At 65.0% G+C, this 19,963-nt stretch carries 25 protein-coding genes and 1 other RNA gene; 6 read left to right on the forward strand and 20 right to left on the reverse strand.

Going from position 1 to position 19,963, the window contains the following annotated elements:
* Window positions 1-35: 35 nt before the first annotated feature.
* The 6 genes from U1702_RS06575 to U1702_RS06600 form a co-directional block, all read right to left on the reverse strand.
* Entirely contained in the window at window positions 36-887 is an 852-nt protein-coding gene (locus U1702_RS06575; RefSeq protein WP_332723131.1) for a CheR family methyltransferase, read from the reverse strand.
* Window positions 887-1,945: a chemotaxis protein CheB gene (locus U1702_RS06580; protein WP_332723132.1), complete on the reverse strand. Its 1,059-nt coding sequence runs from the start codon at window positions 1,943-1,945 to the stop codon at window positions 887-889. The genes U1702_RS06575 and U1702_RS06580 overlap by 1 nt, the downstream gene beginning before the upstream one ends.
* Window positions 1,946-1,958: 13 nt before the next feature.
* Window positions 1,959-2,324, reverse strand: a complete 366-nt coding sequence (locus U1702_RS06585; RefSeq protein ID WP_332723134.1) for a response regulator — start codon at window positions 2,322-2,324, stop codon at window positions 1,959-1,961.
* Between the two features lie 107 nt (window positions 2,325-2,431).
* Window positions 2,432-2,863 (reverse strand): chemotaxis protein CheW, encoded by a 432-nt coding sequence (locus tag U1702_RS06590; protein ID WP_332723136.1) that lies wholly within the window; start codon window positions 2,861-2,863, stop codon window positions 2,432-2,434.
* Between the two features lie 2 nt (window positions 2,864-2,865).
* Window positions 2,866-5,166 (reverse strand): chemotaxis protein CheA, encoded by a 2,301-nt coding sequence (locus tag U1702_RS06595; RefSeq protein WP_332724613.1) that lies wholly within the window; start codon window positions 5,164-5,166, stop codon window positions 2,866-2,868.
* 59 nt (window positions 5,167-5,225) lie between these two features.
* Complete coding sequence (locus tag U1702_RS06600; protein ID WP_332723138.1) at window positions 5,226-5,870, reverse strand: histidine phosphotransferase family protein; 645 nt, start codon at window positions 5,868-5,870, stop codon at window positions 5,226-5,228.
* Window positions 5,871-5,989: 119 nt separating this feature from the next.
* Here U1702_RS06600 and U1702_RS06605 point away from each other — a divergent pair, with 119 nt between their 5' ends.
* Window positions 5,990-7,267, forward strand: coding sequence for a serine hydrolase domain-containing protein (locus U1702_RS06605; protein ID WP_332723140.1), 1,278 nt, complete (start codon window positions 5,990-5,992; stop codon window positions 7,265-7,267).
* Here the strand turns inward: U1702_RS06605 and U1702_RS06610 are convergent, their stop codons facing one another.
* The gene (locus U1702_RS06610) at window positions 7,268-7,645 is read right to left on the reverse strand and encodes a winged helix-turn-helix transcriptional regulator (RefSeq protein WP_332723142.1); all 378 of its coding nucleotides are present in this window, start codon (window positions 7,643-7,645) and stop codon (window positions 7,268-7,270) included. It abuts the gene before it with no gap.
* Between the two features lie 94 nt (window positions 7,646-7,739).
* Here U1702_RS06610 and U1702_RS06615 point away from each other — a divergent pair, with 94 nt between their 5' ends.
* Window positions 7,740-8,501 carry an SDR family oxidoreductase gene (locus U1702_RS06615; RefSeq protein WP_332723144.1) on the forward strand — a complete coding sequence of 254 codons (762 nt, stop codon included), beginning with the start codon at window positions 7,740-7,742 and terminating at the stop codon, window positions 8,499-8,501.
* Window positions 8,502-8,519: 18 nt separating this feature from the next.
* On the opposite strand, the gene U1702_RS06620 is transcribed toward U1702_RS06615, so the two are convergent.
* Window positions 8,520-8,666: a lmo0937 family membrane protein gene (locus tag U1702_RS06620; protein WP_332723146.1), complete on the reverse strand. Its 147-nt coding sequence runs from the start codon at window positions 8,664-8,666 to the stop codon at window positions 8,520-8,522.
* A 59-nt stretch (window positions 8,667-8,725) separates the two neighbouring features.
* Window positions 8,726-9,127, reverse strand: a complete 402-nt coding sequence (locus U1702_RS06625) for a M67 family metallopeptidase (protein ID WP_332723147.1) — start codon at window positions 9,125-9,127, stop codon at window positions 8,726-8,728.
* Window positions 9,128-9,146: 19 nt separating this feature from the next.
* Here U1702_RS06625 and U1702_RS06630 point away from each other — a divergent pair, with 19 nt between their 5' ends.
* From U1702_RS06630 to mtgA, 3 genes are all read left to right on the forward strand, one after another.
* Entirely contained in the window at window positions 9,147-10,094 is a 948-nt protein-coding gene (locus U1702_RS06630; RefSeq protein ID WP_332723149.1) for an RluA family pseudouridine synthase, read from the forward strand.
* A 101-nt stretch (window positions 10,095-10,195) separates the two neighbouring features.
* On the forward strand, window positions 10,196-11,101 hold the full coding sequence (gene rpoH, locus U1702_RS06635; protein ID WP_332723151.1) for an RNA polymerase sigma factor RpoH: 906 nt from the start codon (window positions 10,196-10,198) through the stop codon (window positions 11,099-11,101).
* A gap of 219 nt (window positions 11,102-11,320) precedes the next feature.
* Window positions 11,321-12,001, forward strand: a complete 681-nt coding sequence (gene mtgA, locus U1702_RS06640; RefSeq protein WP_332724615.1) for a monofunctional biosynthetic peptidoglycan transglycosylase — start codon at window positions 11,321-11,323, stop codon at window positions 11,999-12,001.
* Window positions 12,002-12,004: 3 nt separating this feature from the next.
* Here the strand turns inward: mtgA and U1702_RS06645 are convergent, their stop codons facing one another.
* The 11 genes from U1702_RS06645 to U1702_RS06690 all read right to left on the reverse strand — a co-directional run bounded on the left by U1702_RS06645 (window position 12,005) and on the right by U1702_RS06690 (window position 19,141).
* A complete protein-coding gene (locus tag U1702_RS06645; protein WP_332723153.1) occupies window positions 12,005-12,265 on the reverse strand; it encodes a hypothetical protein in 261 nt (86 codons plus the stop codon).
* A gap of 202 nt (window positions 12,266-12,467) precedes the next feature.
* A complete protein-coding gene (locus tag U1702_RS06650) occupies window positions 12,468-12,791 on the reverse strand; it encodes a YbaB/EbfC family nucleoid-associated protein (protein WP_332723155.1) in 324 nt (107 codons plus the stop codon).
* Window positions 12,788-14,404: a DNA polymerase III subunit gamma/tau gene (locus tag U1702_RS06655; RefSeq protein ID WP_332723156.1), complete on the reverse strand. Its 1,617-nt coding sequence runs from the start codon at window positions 14,402-14,404 to the stop codon at window positions 12,788-12,790. The genes U1702_RS06650 and U1702_RS06655 overlap by 4 nt, the downstream gene beginning before the upstream one ends.
* Before the next feature lie 48 nt (window positions 14,405-14,452).
* On the reverse strand, window positions 14,453-15,037 hold the full coding sequence (locus U1702_RS06660) for a hypothetical protein (RefSeq protein WP_332723158.1): 585 nt from the start codon (window positions 15,035-15,037) through the stop codon (window positions 14,453-14,455).
* A gap of 44 nt (window positions 15,038-15,081) precedes the next feature.
* An RNA gene (gene ffs, locus U1702_RS06665) (signal recognition particle sRNA small type) lies at window positions 15,082-15,180 on the reverse strand.
* 34 nt (window positions 15,181-15,214) lie between these two features.
* The gene (locus tag U1702_RS17105; protein WP_443026831.1) at window positions 15,215-15,517 is read right to left on the reverse strand and encodes a type II toxin-antitoxin system RelE/ParE family toxin; all 303 of its coding nucleotides are present in this window, start codon (window positions 15,515-15,517) and stop codon (window positions 15,215-15,217) included.
* On the reverse strand, window positions 15,496-15,747 hold the full coding sequence (locus U1702_RS06670) for a ribbon-helix-helix domain-containing protein (protein ID WP_332723160.1): 252 nt from the start codon (window positions 15,745-15,747) through the stop codon (window positions 15,496-15,498). The genes U1702_RS17105 and U1702_RS06670 overlap by 22 nt, the downstream gene beginning before the upstream one ends.
* Window positions 15,748-15,781: 34 nt before the next feature.
* Window positions 15,782-16,648: a class A beta-lactamase gene (gene bla, locus U1702_RS06675; protein WP_332723162.1), complete on the reverse strand. Its 867-nt coding sequence runs from the start codon at window positions 16,646-16,648 to the stop codon at window positions 15,782-15,784.
* Complete coding sequence (locus U1702_RS06680) at window positions 16,648-16,983, reverse strand: 2Fe-2S iron-sulfur cluster-binding protein (RefSeq protein WP_332723163.1); 336 nt, start codon at window positions 16,981-16,983, stop codon at window positions 16,648-16,650. Before U1702_RS06680 ends, bla begins: the two co-directional genes overlap by 1 nt.
* Window positions 16,980-18,065 (reverse strand): cysteine desulfurase family protein, encoded by a 1,086-nt coding sequence (locus tag U1702_RS06685; RefSeq protein WP_332723165.1) that lies wholly within the window; start codon window positions 18,063-18,065, stop codon window positions 16,980-16,982. Before U1702_RS06685 ends, U1702_RS06680 begins: the two co-directional genes overlap by 4 nt.
* Window positions 18,062-19,141, reverse strand: coding sequence for a cysteine desulfurase family protein (locus U1702_RS06690; RefSeq protein ID WP_332723167.1), 1,080 nt, complete (start codon window positions 19,139-19,141; stop codon window positions 18,062-18,064). The genes U1702_RS06685 and U1702_RS06690 overlap by 4 nt, the downstream gene beginning before the upstream one ends.
* 109 nt (window positions 19,142-19,250) lie before the next feature.
* Between U1702_RS06690 and U1702_RS06695 the strand changes: the two genes are divergently transcribed.
* The gene (locus tag U1702_RS06695; RefSeq protein ID WP_332723169.1) at window positions 19,251-19,907 is read left to right on the forward strand and encodes an alpha/beta hydrolase; all 657 of its coding nucleotides are present in this window, start codon (window positions 19,251-19,253) and stop codon (window positions 19,905-19,907) included.
* Window positions 19,908-19,963: the final 56 nt, after the last annotated feature.

Raw genomic sequence — 19,963 nt, forward strand, 5'->3', positions numbered from 1 at the left:
CGTGGATGCGGCGGCGCGCGCCGAAACGCAAGCCGTTAGGATCGCACCCGCGCGATCTCGCCACTGTCGGCCTGATAAAGCCCGCGAAACTTGTCGCTGGGGCGGAACGCATCGGTCTGGCCGATCACCGTCTCGCCCGCGCCCAGCACCAGCAGCCCGCCGTCGCGCAGCCCCGCCCGCAGCGTCCGAAAGACGCGGGTACGCAGAGCGGCATCGAAATAGAGCAGGACGTTGCGGCATAAAACCAGATCAAACATGCCCACTGGCGGCGGGTCCTTCGCCAGATTGTGCCGGCGAAACTGGATGCGTTTCGCCAGCTCGGGGCGCACGATCCATTCGCCATCGACGCTGTCGAACCATGTCACCATGCGCCGCACCGGCAATCCGCGCTGAATCTCGAATTGCGAAAATCGCCCCGCCCGCGCCCGCGCGACTGCGGCCACCGAAACGTCGGTGGCGACGATCTCCGGCATCGCCACGCCGCGCGTTGCCGCCTCCTCGAACAGCATCGCCAGCGAATAGGGTTCCTGTCCATTCGAACAGCCCGCCGACCAGATGCGCAGCCGCCGTCCGGGCGACGCCGCCTTCAATGCCTGCGCCGCCTCGACCACCTGTTCAAGCACACCGACATCGCGGAAAAACGATGTTTCCTGATTGAGCAACGCATCGACCACGGCGTCGGCCAGCGGCCCGTTGCGATCGGCGGCGAGCCGCCCGATCAGCTGATCGGGTGTGTCGAGATCGTTCGCCCGCAATACCGGCTTCAACGCGGTCTCGACTCGCCACGCGCGGTTGGCAGCGATGTGTTGCCCCGTACGTTGTTCGAGCAGCGCGCCGATCACATTCATCGCCCCGGCGGAGGCGAAGGTCTGCGGGAGCATGGCCATCAGCCCGGCCTCCGACAGGTGGCAACGGTGCGCCCGATCTCGGCCGGCGGCAGCACCGCGCTGGCGTTACCCGCGATCGCACCGGGCATGCCCCACACCACCGAACTTGCCTTGTCCTGCACGATCACGCTGCCGCCGGTGTCGAGCAGCCGCTGTGCCCCGATCGCGCCGTCGCGGCCCATGCCGGACAGGATAATCCCCAGCCCGCGCTCGCCAAACACCGTCGCCACCGAATCGAGCATGGGATCGACCGATGGCATACACCCGCTGACGGCGGGTTCGTCGCTCAGCCGGATCAGGACGCCATTGGTGCTGCGAACACAGCGGATATGCGCGTCGCCGGGCGCCACGACCATCCGCCCTGCCCGAACGGCCATGTGATCCGTAGCAACCTCGCACGGGCGCCCCGCCAGCACCGCGAGCTGCGCGGCGAAATAGCTCATGAACGACGTCGGCAAATGCTGGGTGACCAGGATCGGCGGTTGAAAATCGGGAGGGATCGCGCGCAGCATCTGGCTGAGCGCGTGAATGCCGCCGGTGGATGCGCCGACCGCGACGATATCGAAGGCACCGGCAACCGCATCGGTGCGCGCCGATTGCGGGGTGGGCGTACCATCGGCCTCGAACAACCGGTTCAGCCGGTCCTCCAGCACCACGGCAAAGCGCCCGCCGAAACTGCCGACACCGGGTTTTACCAGCGTGTCCGCTGCGCCGAGCGCCAGCGCCTGCACCGCCGCCGCCGCGCCGTCATCGGCGGCGGAGGAAACGACCAATATCCTGGCTCCACGCCCCGCCACGATCAGGTCGGGCAGTGCCGTCAAACCGTTGACGCCGGGCATTTCGAGATCGAGCAGGATAACATCCGCGTCGGCGGTGGCGAGAAAGGCGAACGCGCCGCGCACGTCGCTGACCGATCCGGCGACCCGGAATCGCGTCATCCCCTCGATCATCCGGCCGATCACCGCACGGGCGACCACCGAATCATCGACGATCAGGACACGAATGCCATCCGCGGCCCGGTTCGGCGTGGGGCCGACCGTGGCGGAGATGCCGGACATCGCCGCCGCGCCTTCAGGCGACGCCGACGATCTGGAGTTTGCTTTCCAGCGTTTCGCGGTCGAACGGCTTCATCACATATTCGTCGGCACCCGCCTCGATCGCGGCGCGGATATAGGCCATGCCGTTTTCCGTTGTGCAGAATACGACCTTCGGCTTGCGAACGATGTCGCTGTCCTTCAGCGCGCGCAGGAAATCCATGCCGCTCATCACCGGCATGTTCCAGTCGAGCAGAACCACGTCAGGCACCGAATCCAGGCAGGAATCGAGCGCCTCGCGCCCATCGCTGGCCTCGCGCACCTGAAAGTTCAGCGTTTCGAGGATGTGCCGCGCAACCTTGCGGATCACCTTGGAATCATCGACGACGAGGCAGGTCTTCATTTATCGGTCCGATCCCGGATTTTACGCGATTATCAGATGGTTGTGCACGAAAGGCGTAATCACCGCGTTAATGCTGAATTGTGGATTTTACTGGCGCTGCCACCCCGTCAAGCGGGCAGAGCAGCTTGACCGGGTATCAGCGCAGTCAGGTCGATGGCCAAAATCGGCTCGCCGTCGCGTTCGATCAATCCACACCCGGCGCGCTGCCACGCCTCCGACAGCGGGACGCCCGACGCCATTGGCTGAAGTGCGAACGGCGCGACATCGTCTAGTGCGTCGACCAGCAGCGCGTAATGATGCCCATCAACCTTGGTAATCACCGCACGGTTTGGCGCGGTGCCGTCGGCGGGCATGCCGAGGGCGACCATCGTGTCGATCACCGTTACCACGCGGCTGCGCAATGCCGCCAGACCGCGAACCTGCGCGCCGGCACGCGGCACCGCCACGATCGTGCCGATATCGACCACGGATTCGACCTGTTCGGCGTCGATCGCCACCGGTTGGCCCGCGACATGCGCGATCAGGAAAAGCCGTTCCATCGTCATGCCCTCCGCGCCATGGCCAGCGCGCCAAGCAACGCCGCACGATCATAGCGATAAATGCTGCCGTCCTCGCCACCGCCGCGCTTGCTGCGCAGCCGCACGATCGGCGCGTCGAGCGCCGCAACCTCCTGCTCGCAATCCAGCGTCAACAGGACGTCGGCCCGCTCGCCCGCCGCAAGCGCTTGAGTTACGCGATACCCGGCGCTTTCCAGGATCGGCGCGACGAATGTCTGCATCCAGCCCGAATCACCGCCCGACAACAGGCATAAAGGCGCGGTTTCATCCTGACCGTGCCCTTCGCCATGCTCGGCGAACAGCCAGTGCGCATCGAGCAGCTCGACCGGTTCGCCGTAGAGCAGGACGACGCCCGCCACCGCCCCCGGCGCATCGGCGGGGACCAGATCGACGGGCAGGACCACGATGTCCGCCGCTTCGGCAATGGCATAGGCGATTTCGCTCGCACCGTCTTTCAGGCGCAGGACGGACCAGGTGCCGATTCCGCCGACATCGCCCTGCGCGGCCAGCGGCAGGATCCGCCCGTCGATGGTCAGCCGCAGGCGTCCGGCGGCAAATCGGATCGCTTCGGCCTCGACCTGCTCGATGCGGTCGACCACGGCCAGCGGCACTGCGCGGCGCACACCGTCGAGATCGATGAAGACCAGCGCGGTAATGCCCGCCTCTTCCACAACGGTTTCCGCTTCTTCGACCACCGCATCGCGCACGAATTGCAGCCGTGCGTCGCGCGCGATCCCGCCACAGTCGAGCAACAGCATCGGCAGCCCGCTATCGGGCAATGTCTGACCCGCATACAGCCCGGTCGCCATGATCGCGGGCGCTGCGGGCTTGATGACCAGTTCCTCATTATCGAGCACGTCGTCCACGCGCAGCGCAAAGCTGCCTTCCCCGATGCCGACGATCACCAGCATCGTGTGAAGCGCACAGACGTTGCTGCCCAGACCCAGCTGCCCGGCCAGATCGACCAGCGGCAGCCGCCGGTCGCGCACCGTTGCCACCTCGGCGCTGCCGATTCGGTCGATGCGGATCGCGGCCCCGCGCTCGCTGACGATCTCCTCGATCGCCTGACGCGGCACCGCGAAACGCTGCCCGCCCGCCGCCAGCACGATGGTGGGAATGATCGACAATGTCAGCGGCACATGGATCAGGATGCGCAGGCCCCGCCCGGGAACATTGTCTAGGTCGATGCGCCCGCCAATCTGCTCGATTGCGGCGCGCACCACATCCATCCCGACCCCACGCCCCGAAACTTCGGTAACCTGATCCTTGCTCGACAGCCCCGCCTCGAACACCAGCTCCAGCTTCGCGCGTTCGCCCAGCGCGCGCAGCCCGCGCTCGTCGCGACCCGCCTCCGCCAGCTTGCGGATCAGCGCGTCGGTATCGATCCCGCGCCCGTCATCAGCGATCTCGACAACTATCTGGTTGCCCGATTGTCGCGCCGACACGGTCAGGCGACCATTTTCGCGCTTGCCCGCCATCCGGCGATCGGCGGGATGCTCGATGCCGTGGTCGATCGAGTTGCGGATGATATGGACCAGCGGATCGCGCAGCACCTCGATCATCTCGCGGTCCAGCTCGACCTCGGCACCCTCGATATGCAGCGTCACCGACTTGCCCAGTCCCGCTGCGGTATCGCGGACCATGCGCGGTAATGCGGAGAACAGCGCGTCGATCTTCTGCATCCGCGTGCGCGTCACCGTGTCGCGCAGCTCGGCGACTGTCGCTGACATCCGCTCCAGCGACGCTTCGACCTCGGGATCAATCTCGGCGTTACGCAGCCGCCGCGACAGTTCGTTGCGGGCCAGCACCATGTCCGACATGCCACTCATCATCCGGTCGAGCAGATCGACGTTCAGCCGCACGCTGCGCGCCGGCGCACGCTGCGCGACCGGGCCGGTGGTCTGCGCGACCTCCGCCGATCCGTCTGCCAGTGCCGCGATCAGGAAATCCTCGCCGCTATCGTCCAGGCTGCTGCCGGCATCGATCGCCTCGACCAGCTCTCCGATGCGATCGACGATGGCGAGCACCGCGTTGACCAGCGCGCGATCCGGCGCACGCTTGCCGTCCCGCGCCGCCGCCAGCACGTCTTCGGCGGCATGGCTCAATCGGGCGAGGCGCGGCAGGTCGAGAAAGCCGCAGCTCCCTTTCACCGTGTGAACAAAGCGGAAAATGGCGTCCAGCCGCGTGCGATCGCCGGGGTTGGCCTCCCACGCCACGATCTCGCCCGACAACGCCTCCAGTGTCTCGCGCGTCTCGGCAATGAATTCTTGCAGCAGGTCGTCCAACATTGCCCCCAACGCAGTTGCATCGGGTCATGGCAGGTCAGGCGTTAAGGGGGCGTTAGCTAGGCGGTTCTGAAAGAAGCGCCGAACAACAACACTTCCGCATCCGCTGGTGACACCTGCAACTCGCCGCCACCCTGCGTCACCAGTTCATGCACCAGATAAGCGGCCGCCGCGCGCGGCGTCACCGGCATGGCGTCGTCGCCGCCCATCAATGCGGCGCGCAGTTCCTGATCGAGCACGATCCGCGGACCATCGGCGCGCACGACGATCTCGACGCTGCCGTCCTGCACTTCCGCGCCGATATCTAGCTGTCCGCCGCGCACCAGCGCATCGCCGCCGATCAGGGCGAGGTTGAGCAGCACCTTGATGACCTGCTTGGGCAGCACCGGATTTTCGACCATCCAGCCGACGCTCACGCGATGATTGTCGCCGAACAACCCGTCGATCGCCGCCTGTGCCTCACGCGTGTCGACCGTATCGCCGAACCCGCCCGCCGCGCCGAACGCCAGGCGAAAGAACTTCAGCTTGTTCGCGCTCGCTTTTGCGCTCTCGGCCAGCAATTCCAGGCAACGCTGGCGCATCTCCGGGTCCTGCTCGTCGGCCAGCAGTTCCAGCCCGTTGTTGAGCGCCCCCACCGGACTCAGCAGGTCATGGCACAGGCGCGAACATAGCAGGCTGGCGAAATCGGTGGGCGAGATGTTCATGGATGCTCCGGTGGTCAGCGGACTCTTTGGCGCAGCCGTGCCGATGCTGCAAGCGCACGATCTTTCGCACAAGCGTAAAGCCGGTTAGCATGGCCGCAAAACAGGTCCGGAGCGGATGAATGAAGCAAGCGATGACAGCGTTGACGGCGATTTTGCTTCTCGGCACCGTTCCCCTGCCCGCCCTCGCGCAACAACGCCCGGTTGCTGCGGAAGCCGCGAAGATCGACAAGGCCCGGATCGACCGCATGCTCGCTGACATGGTCGCAAAGGGCCGCGCCGCCGGGGTTTCGACGCTGGTGTGGAAGGACGGCCGCGAGGTCTATTTCGGCGCTCAGGGCAATGCCGACCGGGAAGGCAAACGCCCGTTTCAGCGCGATACGCTCGTCCAGATCTGGTCGATGACCAAACCCGTTACCGGCGTGGCGCTGATGCAATTGTGGGAACAGGGCAAGTTCCGCCTCGACGATCCCCTAGCCCGCTACCTCCCCGACTTCGCCAACATGCTGGTGCAAGACGGCACCGACGCAGCGGGCAAGCCGCTCTGGCGCCCCGCCACCCGCACGATCACCATCCGCGACATCCTGCGCCACACCGCCGGCTTCGCCTATGGCGACGGCCCAAGCGCGGCGCACGAGGCGTTCGTAACCACCGATCCGCTCAATATCGACCATGATCTTACTGAGTTCGGGCGGCGACTGGCGCGTTTGCCTTTGCTGGCCGATCCCGGCACCGAATGGCATTACAGTGTCGCGGTCGACGTTCAGGCGCTGCTGGTCGAGCGATTATCGGGCCAGAAATTCGCCGACTATGTCCGCGCCCACATCTTCGAGCCGCTGAAAATGCGCGAGGCCGCCTGGGCGCAGCCGATGGACCGCCTCCCCCGCCTCGCCGCGACCTATGACAAGCAAACCGGCCCGCTCGTCCGCCAGCCCGACGCAATCACACATCGGATGAACTTTCCCGGTGCCAAGCTAACGATGGGCGGCGCGGGCATCGTCGCGCCGATCGACGATTATATGCGTTTCGCCCGCATGCTGCTGAACGGCGGCGAGCTGGACGGCGCGCGCATCCTCAAACCCGCCACGATCCGCCTGATGGCGACCGACCAGCTCGACCCGGCGGTCAAGGAGCGCGAATGGCTCCCCGGCAAGATCGACGGCGGTTTCGGCTTCGACTTCGCCGTCCGCACCGTTCGCCCCGCCACGCCCGACCGCAATCGCGGCGCGGTCGGCGAATTCTTCTGGGACGGCATGGCCTCGACCCTGTTCTGGGTCGATCCGGCCAACAACATGGCCGTGGTGTTCTTCACCCAGACGCTACCGTTCGACGGCTCGCTCCACACCGACATCCGCAAGGCCGTGTACGGCGCGGACTATCTGGGGCGGCCGGGCGACTAATCACTCCCGCCCGTCGAACTTCGCCCGCGCCGTCGCCACAGCTTCCAAATTCGCCTCGGCCCAATGCCACACCCCGCAGAACGCCTCGCCCAGACTGTCGCCCAGCGGCGTCAGCCGATAGTCGACGCGCGGCGGCACAACCGCATGCACGGTCCGCGTCACCATCCCGTCGCGTTCCATCCGTCGCAGCGTCTGGGTCAGCATTTTCTGGCTGATCTCGGGGATCGCCTTCGACAATTGGGTGAAACGCTGCTCACCGCGTTCGTCCAGCGTCTCCAGCACGATCATCGACCATTTGTCCGCGACCGCACCGATCAGCTCATGCACCAACGCATCGACCTGCGGGTTCACCGCATGCCAGTCGCTCGACTTCTTCATGCTCTCCATTGGGTGGGTATAAATCTTTCCGGTGCCTTCTTTCCACTCGAAAGCGCGTCGCTACATCGCAGCCATCGGATCAAGGAGAACCTCCATGCAACCAACCGGCAACACCATCCTTATCACCGGCGGCGGCTCCGGCATCGGCGCGGCACTGGCACAGCGTTTCCATGATGCCGGGAACACCGTCATCGTCGCGGGACGACGCCGCGAAGCGCTGGAGGAAACGATCGCTGGCCGCCCGAACATGCACGCCATCACGATCGATATCGACAGCGCCGACGCGATCGAGGCGTTCGCGCGCGAAGTGATCGCCGCGCACCCGACACTCAATATCCTCGTCAACAATGCCGGGATCATGCGTTCCGAGGATATTGCCGGCCACCGCGATCTTGCCGATGCGGAGGCGACGATCACCACTAACCTGCTCGGCCCGATCCGTCTCACGAATGCGCTGATCGATCATCTGAAGGCGCAGGCCGACGCCGCCATCGTTAACGTCACGTCGGGTCTCGCCTTCGTGCCGCTGGTCACCGCCGCCACCTACTCGGCGACCAAGGCGGCGATGCACAGTTATTCCGTTTCGCTACGCGCGGAACTGGCGGGACAGGTGGAGGTGATCGAACTGGCTCCGCCCGCCGTGCAGACCGGGCTGACGCCGGGACAGGCAACGCGTCAGGGCTATCAGCCGCTCGCTGAATTCGCGGACGAGGTAATGGCGCTGTTCGGCCGGACTCCGACGCCCGCCGAAATCCTGGTCGAGCGCGTCAAATTCCTGCGCGATGCCGAGGCTGAAGGCCGCTTCGATGGCGCGCTCGCGGCAATCACCGCGCTGATAAGGGGCGGCGGGCACTAATGCCCGCCGCCCGGTCGGTTAAACGCTGCGGCGTCCCTGCAGGAACTGCACGATAATCACGATCGCGGCGACGACGAGGATCAGGTGAATCAGCCCGCCGCCGAAATCGAGCGCAAAGCCCAACAGCCACAGGATGAACAGAACGACGGCGACGGTCCAAAGCATGGCGATTTCCCTTATTGCGATAGAGACTTAACCAAGCCGCATCCGAAACGTTCCACCGGTTATTCGGTGGCGATTTCCACCGCATCGAATCGGCCATGCACGGCCCCCGCCTGCACCGCGCGCCACAATGTCACATCCGCCCCGGCGGCGATCAGCCACAGCTTCCCGTCACCTGCCGCCATCGTGGCGTCGGTGACGGACGGCCGCGCGTCGCCGGATGGATGCGAATGCCAATATCCCGCCACCCGCTCGCCACCCGTTCGCTCTGCCCGCAACGCCGCGATCAGTGCGCGCGGATCGACCTCGAAATGCCGCGACGGATCGGCCGCGACATTCGCCGTCACGCTCGCCTGCGTCACCGCCTCGCTGCCGAACAACAGCCCGCACGCCTCCATCGGCGCAGCCTCCGCCGCCGCCCGCTGGATTAGTTCGATAACACAGCTTGAAATCCGTATCGCCATTCCCATTTGCCCTAGCAGAATGAGTCCGGGGGTTGCCACACACGAAGCGCGAATCGCGGATGCGGCGGATGGCTGGCGGCTGGACCGGGCTTTGGCCGACGCGCTGCCCATTTTCTCGCGCGAACGCATCAAGGCGCTCATCTCCACGGGCAACGTCACCGGCCCCGATGGCCTCGTGCGCGATCCCAAGAAAAAAGCACCCGGCGGCGCGCTGTTCATCCTGAACGTCCCCGCCCCGGCCGAGGCGCATAACGAACCGCAGGACATCGCCCTGAACGTGGTGTTCGAGGACGAACATCTCATCGTGATCGACAAACAGGCCGGTCTCGTCGTCCACCCCGCCGCGGGGAATTTCGACGGCACCCTCGTCAACGCGCTCCTCCATCATTGCCACGGCAGCCTCTCGGGCATCGGTGGCGTCGCCCGTCCCGGCATCGTCCACCGCATCGACAAGGATACGTCCGGCCTGATGGTCGCCGCCAAGACCGATCGCGCGCATGTCGGCCTCGCCCGTCAGTTCAAGGCGCATACGATCGACCGCCGCTACAAGGCGATCGTCTCCGGCCGACCGAAAACGTCAGGCGGAACCATCGATGCCCCCCTTGCGCGATCGCCGCAGAACCGCAAAAAGATTGCCATTGTTTCAGGCGGCAAACGCGCGGTGACGCACTGGACACTGACGAAACCGCTGCATGAAGCCGCTCTGGTCGAGTGTCGGCTGGAAACCGGGCGCACGCATCAGGTGCGCGTACACATGGCGTCGATCGATCACCCGTTGATCGGCGACCCGGTTTATGGTAGAACGAAGAAGGAACACAGGCAGGCACTGGAAACCCTGGGTTTCCATCGTCAGGCCTTACACGCGGCGCATTTGGGGTTTATCCACCCTCTGAATAGCCACGCTTTGGCGTTCGATAGCGAAATGCCTGCGGACATGCAGGAACTGTTCGATACGCTCCTCGTATAGATGTGAGCGCTTAGATTTTTACCGACTCGTCCATCCGGAGGGTCACCATGCCAACCTCGCCGCAACAGGGGGGAAGGCACTAGAAAGGGAGTATTTAGATCATGGCAAGCGGAAGCAACGTCCCCTCGACGATCCCCGCACTTGGCGGTGAGCAAAGCCTCAACCGCTATCTCGCCGAGATCAAGAAGTTTCCGATCCTCGCGCCCGAGCAGGAATATATGCTCGCCAAGCGCTTTGAGGAGCATGGCGACACCGACGCCGCGGCGCAGCTGGTGACCTCGCATCTTCGCCTCGTGGCCAAGATCGCGATGGGGTATCGCGGCTATGGTCTGCCCGTGTCCGAGCTGATTTCCGAGGGCAATATCGGCCTGATGCAGGGCGTGAAGAAGTTCGAGGCCGATCGCGGCTTCCGCCTCGCCACCTATGCGATGTGGTGGATTCGCGCGTCGATTCAGGAATTCATCCTGCGCAGCTGGTCGCTGGTGAAGATGGGCACCACCGCCGCGCAGAAAAAGCTGTTCTTCAATCTGCGCCGGATGAAGGCCAAGCTCGACGCGTTCGAGGATGGCGACCTGACGCCCGAACATCTGACCAAGATCGCCACCGATCTGGGCGTGACCGAGGATGAGGTCACGTCGATGAACCGCCGCATGGCGATGGGCGGTGATACGTCGCTCAACGTGCCGATGCGTGAGGATGGCGACGGTCAGTGGCAGGATTGGCTGCAGGACGACGCGCCGTTGCAGGATACGGTCGTCGCTGAGGCGCAGGAGGCGGATGTGCGCCACACCATGCTGACCGAGGCGATGGACGATCTCAACGAGCGTGAACAGCACATCCTGACCGAACGCCGCCTGACCGACGATCCCAAGACGCTGGAGGAACTGAGCCAGGTTTATGGCGTCAGCCGTGAGCGCGTTCGCCAGATCGAGGTGCGCGCATTCGAGAAGCTGCAAAAGGCGATGATGCGGCTTGCGGGCGACCGGCGCTTGCTCGCTGTCGGCTGATCGGCCAGATCACCGGCGATGACCAATCGCCGAATTCCTGATGACCAACCCGCACCGGGCGGCAGCGATGGCAACATCCAGCGCGCCTCCCCGTCCGACTGGCCCGCGCCGACCCCGCCGGTCGCGCGGGTCAAGTCGCCCGTTGTGACCACCCGTGACGCCGGCCCCCCCCCTCCCTTGAAGCCAGCTGCAAAGAAGAAGGCGAAACCGCGCCGCCCGCTGGGTCGCAGGCTGACCGTCGCGGCGGGCAAGGGGCTGCTGCTGTTCGTCGTCGGATCGGTGCTGTGGGTGACGCTGTACCGCTTCGTCCCCCCGCCCTTTACCTTTACGATGGCGGGCGACGTTCTCGCCGGGCATGGCGCGACCAAATATTGGGTGCCGATCGAGCGGATCGATCCCGACATGGCCCGGGCGGCGATCGCAGCGGAGGACTCCAGCTTCTGCACGCACAGCGGTTTCGATTATGATTCGATCGCCGCCGCGATGCTGCGCAACGCTCAGGGCGGGAAAGTGCTGCGCGGCGGATCGACGATCAGCCAGCAGACCGCGAAGAATGCCTTTCTGTGGCAGGGCGGCGGCTTTTTCCGCAAGGGGCTGGAGTCCTGGTTCACCGTGTTGATAGAACTGATCTGGTCGAAGCAGCGGATCATGGAAGTCTATCTCAACATCGCAGAGACCGGCATCGGCACCTATGGCGCGGAGGCCGGGGCGCAACGCTATTTCAAGCACGGCGCGTCGAACCTGACCCGCGCCGAGGCGGCCCGGATCGCCGCCGTCCTTCCGCTTCCGAAAAAAAGGGCGGGTGCCGCCCCGCAAGGCTTCACCCGCCGCTATGGCAATTCGATCGCCCGCCGCATCGCCGTCGTCCATAACGACGGTCTCGATAGCTGCGTGCGCTAGAAATCAGTCCTTCGGCGTCGACTTGTCGATCGCGTCGCCAGCCTTCTCCGCCGTATCGCCAACGCTCTTCGCCGCCTCGGCGATGGCGTCGTCCTTCTTGGTTTCGCTGCTGTTCTGGCTGAGGAAGTAGAAGCCGCCGACCACAACGATCACCAGCGCGATGATCCCCAGGATCAATCCGCCGCCGCCGCCGCGGCGCTCGACCACAGTCGTGGTGTGAGTCGGTGTTTCAACGCGCGTTGCTTCGGTCCGGTCGTCACTCATCTTGCATCTCCCTAAAGACTTGGATTGGCGAGAAAACGACACGCAGAACCGATTGTTCCCGTTGTGTAATGTTCAGCTTTATGTGGCGGTGCCAGCCCGCTCCCCCACCCGGCCACCCATCAAGATATACTGAAGTGGGTGGCCGGGTGGGGGAGCGGGCCGGCACCGTCCGGGTGCGCATCGCGCATCCGCAAACGAGCGTTCAGAAAGGCAGCTTGAACCCCGGCGGCAACGGGATGCCACTCGACATCTTCGACATTTCCGCCTGCGCCGCCACATCGGCCTTGACCCGCGCATCGTTCAGCGCGGCAGCCACCAGATCTTCCAGCATCTGCTTCTCGCTAGGCGCGAGCAGCGACTCATCGATATCGACGCCGATGATCCGGCCCTTGGCGGTCGCCTTGACCTTCACCAACCCGCCGCCCGATGCGCCCTGCACCTCGATCCCGTCGAGATTGGCCTGTGCCTTTTGCAGTTCGTCCTGAACGTTCTGCGCCATCGCCATGATGTCTTCGATGCTCTTCATGCTCGCTTCCTGTCTTGGGTCCAGCCGATCAATTCGGCGTCGGGAAATGCTTCAAGTGCCGCCGCGACCACTGGAGAACGTAGCACTGCGTCCCGCTCCGCCGTCGCCTCGGCCGCCTTGATCTCGGCCAGCGTCTCGCCGCCCGGTGCGTCGGTCACCTTCAGCGACCATTGCTTACCCAGCAACCGCCGCACCGCCTGCTCGAAATCGCGTACCAGATCGGCGGGTAGCCCGTTGCTGCTGACCTCAATCACCGGCGCTTCAAACGAAATAACCCGCATCAGGTTGCGTGCACGCGCGGCGACATGATGATCCTGCACACCCTCCAGCCTCTCCAGCAACTCGGCCAGATCGCGCGGTGCAGGCGCTTCGGCGGGTGCAGATGGCAAGGAAGGCGCGGCACCACCCACCGGCATCCCGTCGGCGATCTTGCGCGCCAGCTCACCCGGATCGGGCAAAGTCGAAGCATGAATCACCCGCAGCAACGCCATTTCGCACGCCTCGATCGGCAGCGCCGCGCGCGCGACCTCGTCATGTCCCTTCAGCAACAACTGCCACAGCCGGTGCAGCGCCGGAAAGCCCAGCTTCGCCGCCCATTCGGCCAGCGCCGCCGTCTCCTCCGCCGCCTGTCCCGGCATGCCCTCATTACCCAGTCGGGCGAGAGTCACGCGGTGCACCGTCTCCAGCAACGATTTCAGCACCGCCTGCGGATCGACGCCCAGATCATATTGTCCGCGCAATGCCGCCAGCGCGCCAACCGCATCCCCCGCGATCACCAGCCCGAACAGGTCGCGGATCGCGTTGCGGTCGGACAGCCCCAGCATCTCTCGCACGGCGTCGGCGGTGACTGCCCCACCCTCCATACCCGCATGCGCGATCGCCTGATCCAGAATCGACAGCCCGTCGCGCGCCGACCCTTCCGCCGCCCGCGCGATCATCGCCAGCGCCTCCGGCTCCGCCTCCGCGCCCTCCGCCGCCGTCACATGCGCAAAATGCTCTGCCAGCGCGGCCGCCGAAATCCGCCGCAGATCGAACCGCTGGCACCGCGACAGCACCGTCACCGGCACCTTTTGCACCTCGGTCGTGGCGAACAGGAATTTCACATGCCCCGGGGGCTCCTCCAGCGTCTTCAGCAATGCGTTGAACGCATTCTTCGACAGCATGTGAACTTCGTCGATGATGTAGATCTTATAGCGCGCCGACACCGCCGCATAACGCGACGCATCGATGATCTCACGGACGTCATCGACGCCGGTATGGCTGGCAGCATCCATCTCGATCACATCGATATGCCGCCCCTCGGCAATCGCGCGACACGGCTCGCACACCCCGCATGGGTCGATCGTCGGCCCGCCCTGCTCGTCCGGCCCGATGCAATTGAGCGCCTTGGCAATCAGCCGCGCGGTCGACGTCTTGCCGACCCCGCGCACCCCGGTCAGCAGGAATGCATGCGCCAGCCGGTCGCGCCTAATGGCGTTCCCCAGCGTCTGCACCATCGCATCCTGCCCGATCAGCTCGGCAAAGGTCTGCGGCCGGTATTTGCGCGCAAGCACGCGATACGCCGCGTCTTTGGGCTGGGGCGGTTCGTCTAGGCCAAGGAAGGAATCGGACATCGTCCCTTCTCTAGCCACCCGTGCGCCCGTTGTCGAAATGTTCGGTGCCTATTGGACCGCCGTGGTGCCCCAGTTGGAATGCGGCAGCAGATGAGTCACATAGACGATATACTGAGCCACCTCGATGCCGAGCAGTGTAAGATCTGCACGTCGGGATTTCGTGAACAGCAACGCGATCAGCGGTACCCAATAGATCGCGAGCCAGAAGTAAAACCAGGTGTCGTCAAGCGTCGGTGTATGCCGCGACAGGCTTTGCGCCGTGCTAACGACATTGGCAAAGATCACTCCGCCCAGCACGATACGCTTGTGACGCCAATAATGGTCGTCAAGCGATGCCCACTCGTCGGCTTGACGGGGAAAAATGAGCGCGGCCGCCAGAAAATAGCTTACGGCCAGGGCCAGAGCGCCAAACATCACACCCCACGAAACCGTGACCCATTCCCGCGCGGCCCACGCCCACAACCAAAAACTGGTAATATCGAACAGGACGAAGATCGCGAGCGCCGGCGTGAGCAGCCCCATGGCAATGCGTTTTCGCGCGCCGACGGCATCTGCCATCTTCGTTGCGACTTCGACCACCGTCAGGCCCAGCAGCAAGCCGTAGAAAGAGAAGAAGAACTCGAATTCGCTCATGCCGCCCCCCACAGGAGCTGTCTGGCAGAATCGGTTCGTCTAGAAAAGGTGGGAGCCGGGACGACCCGACACGAATATCGTTACGGCTGCTTCCTTCCGGATCTGACCGGGTTGGCGACGGCATCGTCCGCCCGACTCCCACGGCGCATATGGGGGAAGTGCGTGCGGGACGCAAGATCAGCCGAGATGACGACGCTCGTCCATTGCGGCGTGGAGGATACGGATAATGTGAAGGCTACGTCCACGAACTTGAAACACGATTGCGTGACTGCCGATTACCCATCGACGGCAGGGGCGCCCCCGAATTAGCCGCCACGATCCGAAATCTGGATGTTCACGCAGCAACGTAATCGACGCGACCAGTTTTTCATAATAGCTGTCGGCTTGATCGACGCCCCATTCGCGCGCACTGTAAAGCCAGATACCGGTCAGATCGCGCTCCGCCCGCCGAGAAATGTCTAATCGGAGCGGTATTTCGATCTCGCCTCATTCAACAGCTTTACGGGATCGAATGGCACATAACCGCTTGCCTCGCCTTCTTCGATCGCAGCCTCAAGCTCGGGGGTGACTTCCCAATCACCCTCCGCACCCAAATCAGCCCGAATCAAGTTGCGGATATAGTCGCTGACATCTGCGTAAAGTCCGTCACGGACGTGCGACTCGACGAGCGTTTTCATGTTGTCCGGCACTGAGATTTGCATCGTTGCCATACCCAAACATTCCTTACCGCAGCACCCTTGTCAATTACGCGAACAACGCCCCGACCAGCGCCCCGACCTTCGCATGCGCCGCGTTCGCCTTTGCCCCGTCCAGCCCCGGCGCGTCCAGATAACAGGTCACCAAAATCGGCTTCCGCCCCGGCGGCGTGGCAATGGCGATGTCGTTGAAATAGCCTTCCCCGCTCGTGCCCGTCTTGTCACCCACCCGCCAGGTCTTGGGCATTCCCGCGCGCAGCCGCTCCTTGCCGGTCGGCGACGCCTCCATCCAGCCGAGCAGCTTCGCGCGCGACGCGGGCGACAGCGTCTCGCCCAGCAGGATTGCGTTGAGCATCCACAGCATCGCCATCGGCGTCGTGGTATCCCGCACCTCACCGCCACGCACGATATTGAGCGAAGGCTCGTCCCGATCCGACCGGCTGATCGCATCCCCGGTCGAGCGAATGAACTTGGTCAGCCCGCGCGGCCCCGAAATCTGGCCGAACACCAGATTCGCGGCGGCATTGTCGCTCATCACCACCGCCGCCTCCAGCAACGCCTCGATCGACAGCGCCCCCTTTGCCAGATTGGCCTTCACCACCGGCGCATAGTCCAGCAGATCGGCCTCCCCGAACCGAATTTCCCGCTTCAGGTCGATCTCGCCCCGATCGGCACGCGCCAGCACGGCGGCGGCCAGCGGCACCTTGAACGTCGAGCACATCGCAAAGCGCGCCTCGGCCCCGTCGAAGTAACGCCGCCCGGTCTCGCTGTCATACACCGCCACGCCAATCCGCCCGCCAGTCTCCTCACGGATGCGGTCGAGCACGCTCTTCTTCTGAGCAACAGCGGGGAGCGCGGCCAGCATGGCGGCCCCGGCGATCAACTGGCGGCGACCAAGGGTCCTGAAATCGTTCATCATCTTCCCTGCATATCGCGGTGTTCTGAAGGCAGCCTGACTGTCAGCCCGTCCAGCGATGCATCCAGCAAAATCTGGCACGACAACCGGCTCGTCCGTGTCGCACCCACGGCGAGGTCGAGCATATCCTCTTCCTCCTCGCTCGCCCGCGGCAAGCGATCGAAATCCTCCGGCGCGACGATCACGTGACAGGTGGAACACGCCATCTGCCCCTCGCACGTCCCCTCCAGCGGCATGCCCTTCGCCTGGCCCACTTCAAGCAACCGGTCGCCCGCAGCCGCCTCGGCCTCGGTAACCCCGTCACCGTCTGGATCAATGAACCGCACCCGGATCATGCCGCCACCCGCTGCGCCCGCGCCGCTGAATCGATCCGCTCAACGGCGCCCAACAATTCCTCCTCGGTCGTATAGCGCCCAAAGCCCAGCCGGATGCTCGACCGCGCCTCCGCATCCGACAGCCCGATCGCCCGCAACACATGGCTCGGCCGCCCCGACCCACTCGCGCAGGCCGACCCGGCGGAAAAGGCGATGTCGCGCAGATCGGACATCAACCGCGCCACATCCAGCCCCGGATAATGCAGGTTGAGGTTCCCCGGATACCGCTCATCCTTCGACCCGTTCAACGTCCACCCCGCGCTGCCCAGCGCCTGAAACGCCGCGCGGAACAGCTGCGACACATGTGCCCGATCCGCCCCGAACCGCTGCTTTGCCAGCGCCGCCGCCGCGCCGAACCCCGCACACAGCGAAGGCGACAACGTCCCCGATCGCCCCCCGGGCTCCTGTCCCCCGCCATGCAGCAACGGCTCCAGCGTCACGCCATCGCGCACCCACAAAGCCCCGATCCCTTTTGGCCCGTGTACCTTGTGCGCCGACACCGCGACCAGATCGCACACATCCGGGATCAGCTCGCGCCCGAACCCCTGCACGGCGTCGCACAGGAACAACGCCCCCGCCGCCTTGGCCAGCCCCGCCAGTTCCTCGATCGGCTGCACCGTCCCGATCTCGTTATTGACCAGCATCACCGCGACCAGCCCAGTCCCCGGTCCAATCGCCGCTCGCGCCGCCGCGAACTCGATCAGTCCATCGCTGCCCACCGGCAGGACCGTCACCTCGCGCCCGGTGGCCGCCACGGTATCCAGCACCGCCGCATGCTCGGTCGCCAGCGTGACAATATCTCCGCGCGTCCCCTTGATCGCCCAGTTCAGCGCCTCGGTCGCACCGCTGGTGAAGCTCACGGTGCCGCCATCCGGCATCAAATCCGCGACCTGCTCGCGCGCCACCTCGACCGCCGCCTTCGCCTTCCGCCCGGCAGCATGCGCCGAGTGCGGGTTGGCGAAGTCATCGCTCAACCACGGCAGCATCGCCGCCAACGCTTCCGGCGCTAATGGCGTCGTCGCCTGATAATCGAGATAGGTCATGCCGCCCGCGCCCGTGCATCCGCCGCGATCTCGCGCCATAACGCCGCAAAGCCGTCCACCTCGACTTCGGTCGTGCCGCGCCCGAAACTCACCCGGATCACCTCGCGCAACGCCGGTTCGGTCCAGCCCATCGCGCTCAGTACATGGCTTGGCCGCAAGCTGCCCGAGGCGCAGGCGCTGCCTGCCGAAACCGCAAAGCCGGCCATGTCGAACCGGATCAGCTGCGCGGCGGCGGAGACACCCGGCATGCGATAGGCCCCGATCAGCGGCGACCGCGAATTCGCCGCGCCGACGATTTCGACGTCCGGCAACGCCGCCTCCAGCCGGGCGCGCAAGGTGTAGAGCGGATCCGTATCCTCCGGCACCTCGACCGCTGCGGCAAAGCCGAGCGCGCCGGGCAAATTCTCGGTCCCGGCACGATAGCCCTTCTCTTGCCCGCCCATCGGCATCAACGTGGCGAAATCGCGCACGAACAGCGCCCCGATCCCCGGCGGCCCGCCGCGCTTGTGCGCGGAGACCGCGACCAGATCGGCATGCCGCAGCACTGCCGCAGACGCGCGCGCCGGCATTTGCGCCGCATCGACCAACAGGATCCCGCCCGCCTCGCGCACGATCTGCCCGATCGCCTCGATCGGTTGAATCACGCCGGTCTCGCTGTTGGTCCGTTGCACGCACAGCAGCACGCCCGGCGCGATCGCCGCACGCAGCGCGTCGAGGTCCAGTGTTCCGTCCGACAGCACCGGCAGCACGCTAGCGCCTTCAGAATGGCGCAGCACCGAATCATGCTCCACCGCAGTAATCAGCCGCCGCTGCGCCATCGATCGCTTCAGCGCGATATAGAGCGATTCGCTCGCCCCGCTGGTAAGGATCAGTTCGTGTGGCCAGCCATAGGCCGCCGCGATCCGCGCCCGCGCATCCTCCAGCGCCGCCCGCGCCGCGCGCCCCTCGGCATGCGGCGAACTCGGATTGGCCCAACGCAGCATCGCCTCCTGCACCGCGGTCACCGCTTGCGGCAGCATCGGGGTGGTCGCGGCATGATCCAGATAGATGCGCCTGTTTTGTATTGTGGCGGCCAAGGGGGGATTCGTTCCAATTGCTTGTCGGGGCTTGTCGCTTATATAGCCTCCATCGTTTTTCGCGCCCAATCGTTTTAGGAGTGGGCGCCCCAATTCAAGCGAGTCTGCCTTGCCCGAAGTCATCATCCCCGGCCCCGAAGGCCGCCTCGAAGGCCGTTTCACCCCAGGCCCGCGCCCGCGTGCGCCCGTCGCCATGATCCTGCATCCGCATCCCAATGCCGGCGGCACGATGAACAACCGCATCACGCAGGAGCTGTTCAAGACGTTCCAGCGTCGCGGTTTCGCGACCCTGCGCTTCAACTTTCGCGGCGTCGGCAAGAGCCAGGGCGTGTTCGACAATGGCATCGGCGAATTGTCCGACGCGGCATCGGCGCTCGACTGGGTGCAAAGCTTTCACCCCGAGGCTTCGACCACCTGGATCGGCGGCTTCGGCTTCGGCGCGTGGATCGGCATGCAGCTGTTGATGCGCCGTCCGGAGATTCGCGGCTTCATCTCGATCGCGCCGCCGGCCAATATGTTCGACTTCACCTTTCTCGCCCCCTGCCCGTCCAGCGGCATCATCATTCAGGGCGAGAATGACGAGGTCGTCACCCCCGGCGCGGTGCAAAAGCTGGTCGACAAGCTGCGCACGCAAAAGCACATCACCATCCACCACGACACGATCCCGCACGCGAACCACTTCTTCGAGCAGGAAATGGAAGAGCTGATGGGCAGCGTGGACAAATATCTCGACATGCGCCTCGACCCCAACTCCCCGATCCGCTGATCTTCTAGCCTTCTTCCTCTAGCCCTCTCCCGTTCTTCACGGGAGAGGGTTGGGTG

It is taken from the genome of Sphingomonas sp. LT1P40 (assembly GCF_036663835.1).
Taxonomy (GTDB): Bacteria; Pseudomonadota; Alphaproteobacteria; order Sphingomonadales; family Sphingomonadaceae; genus Sphingomonas.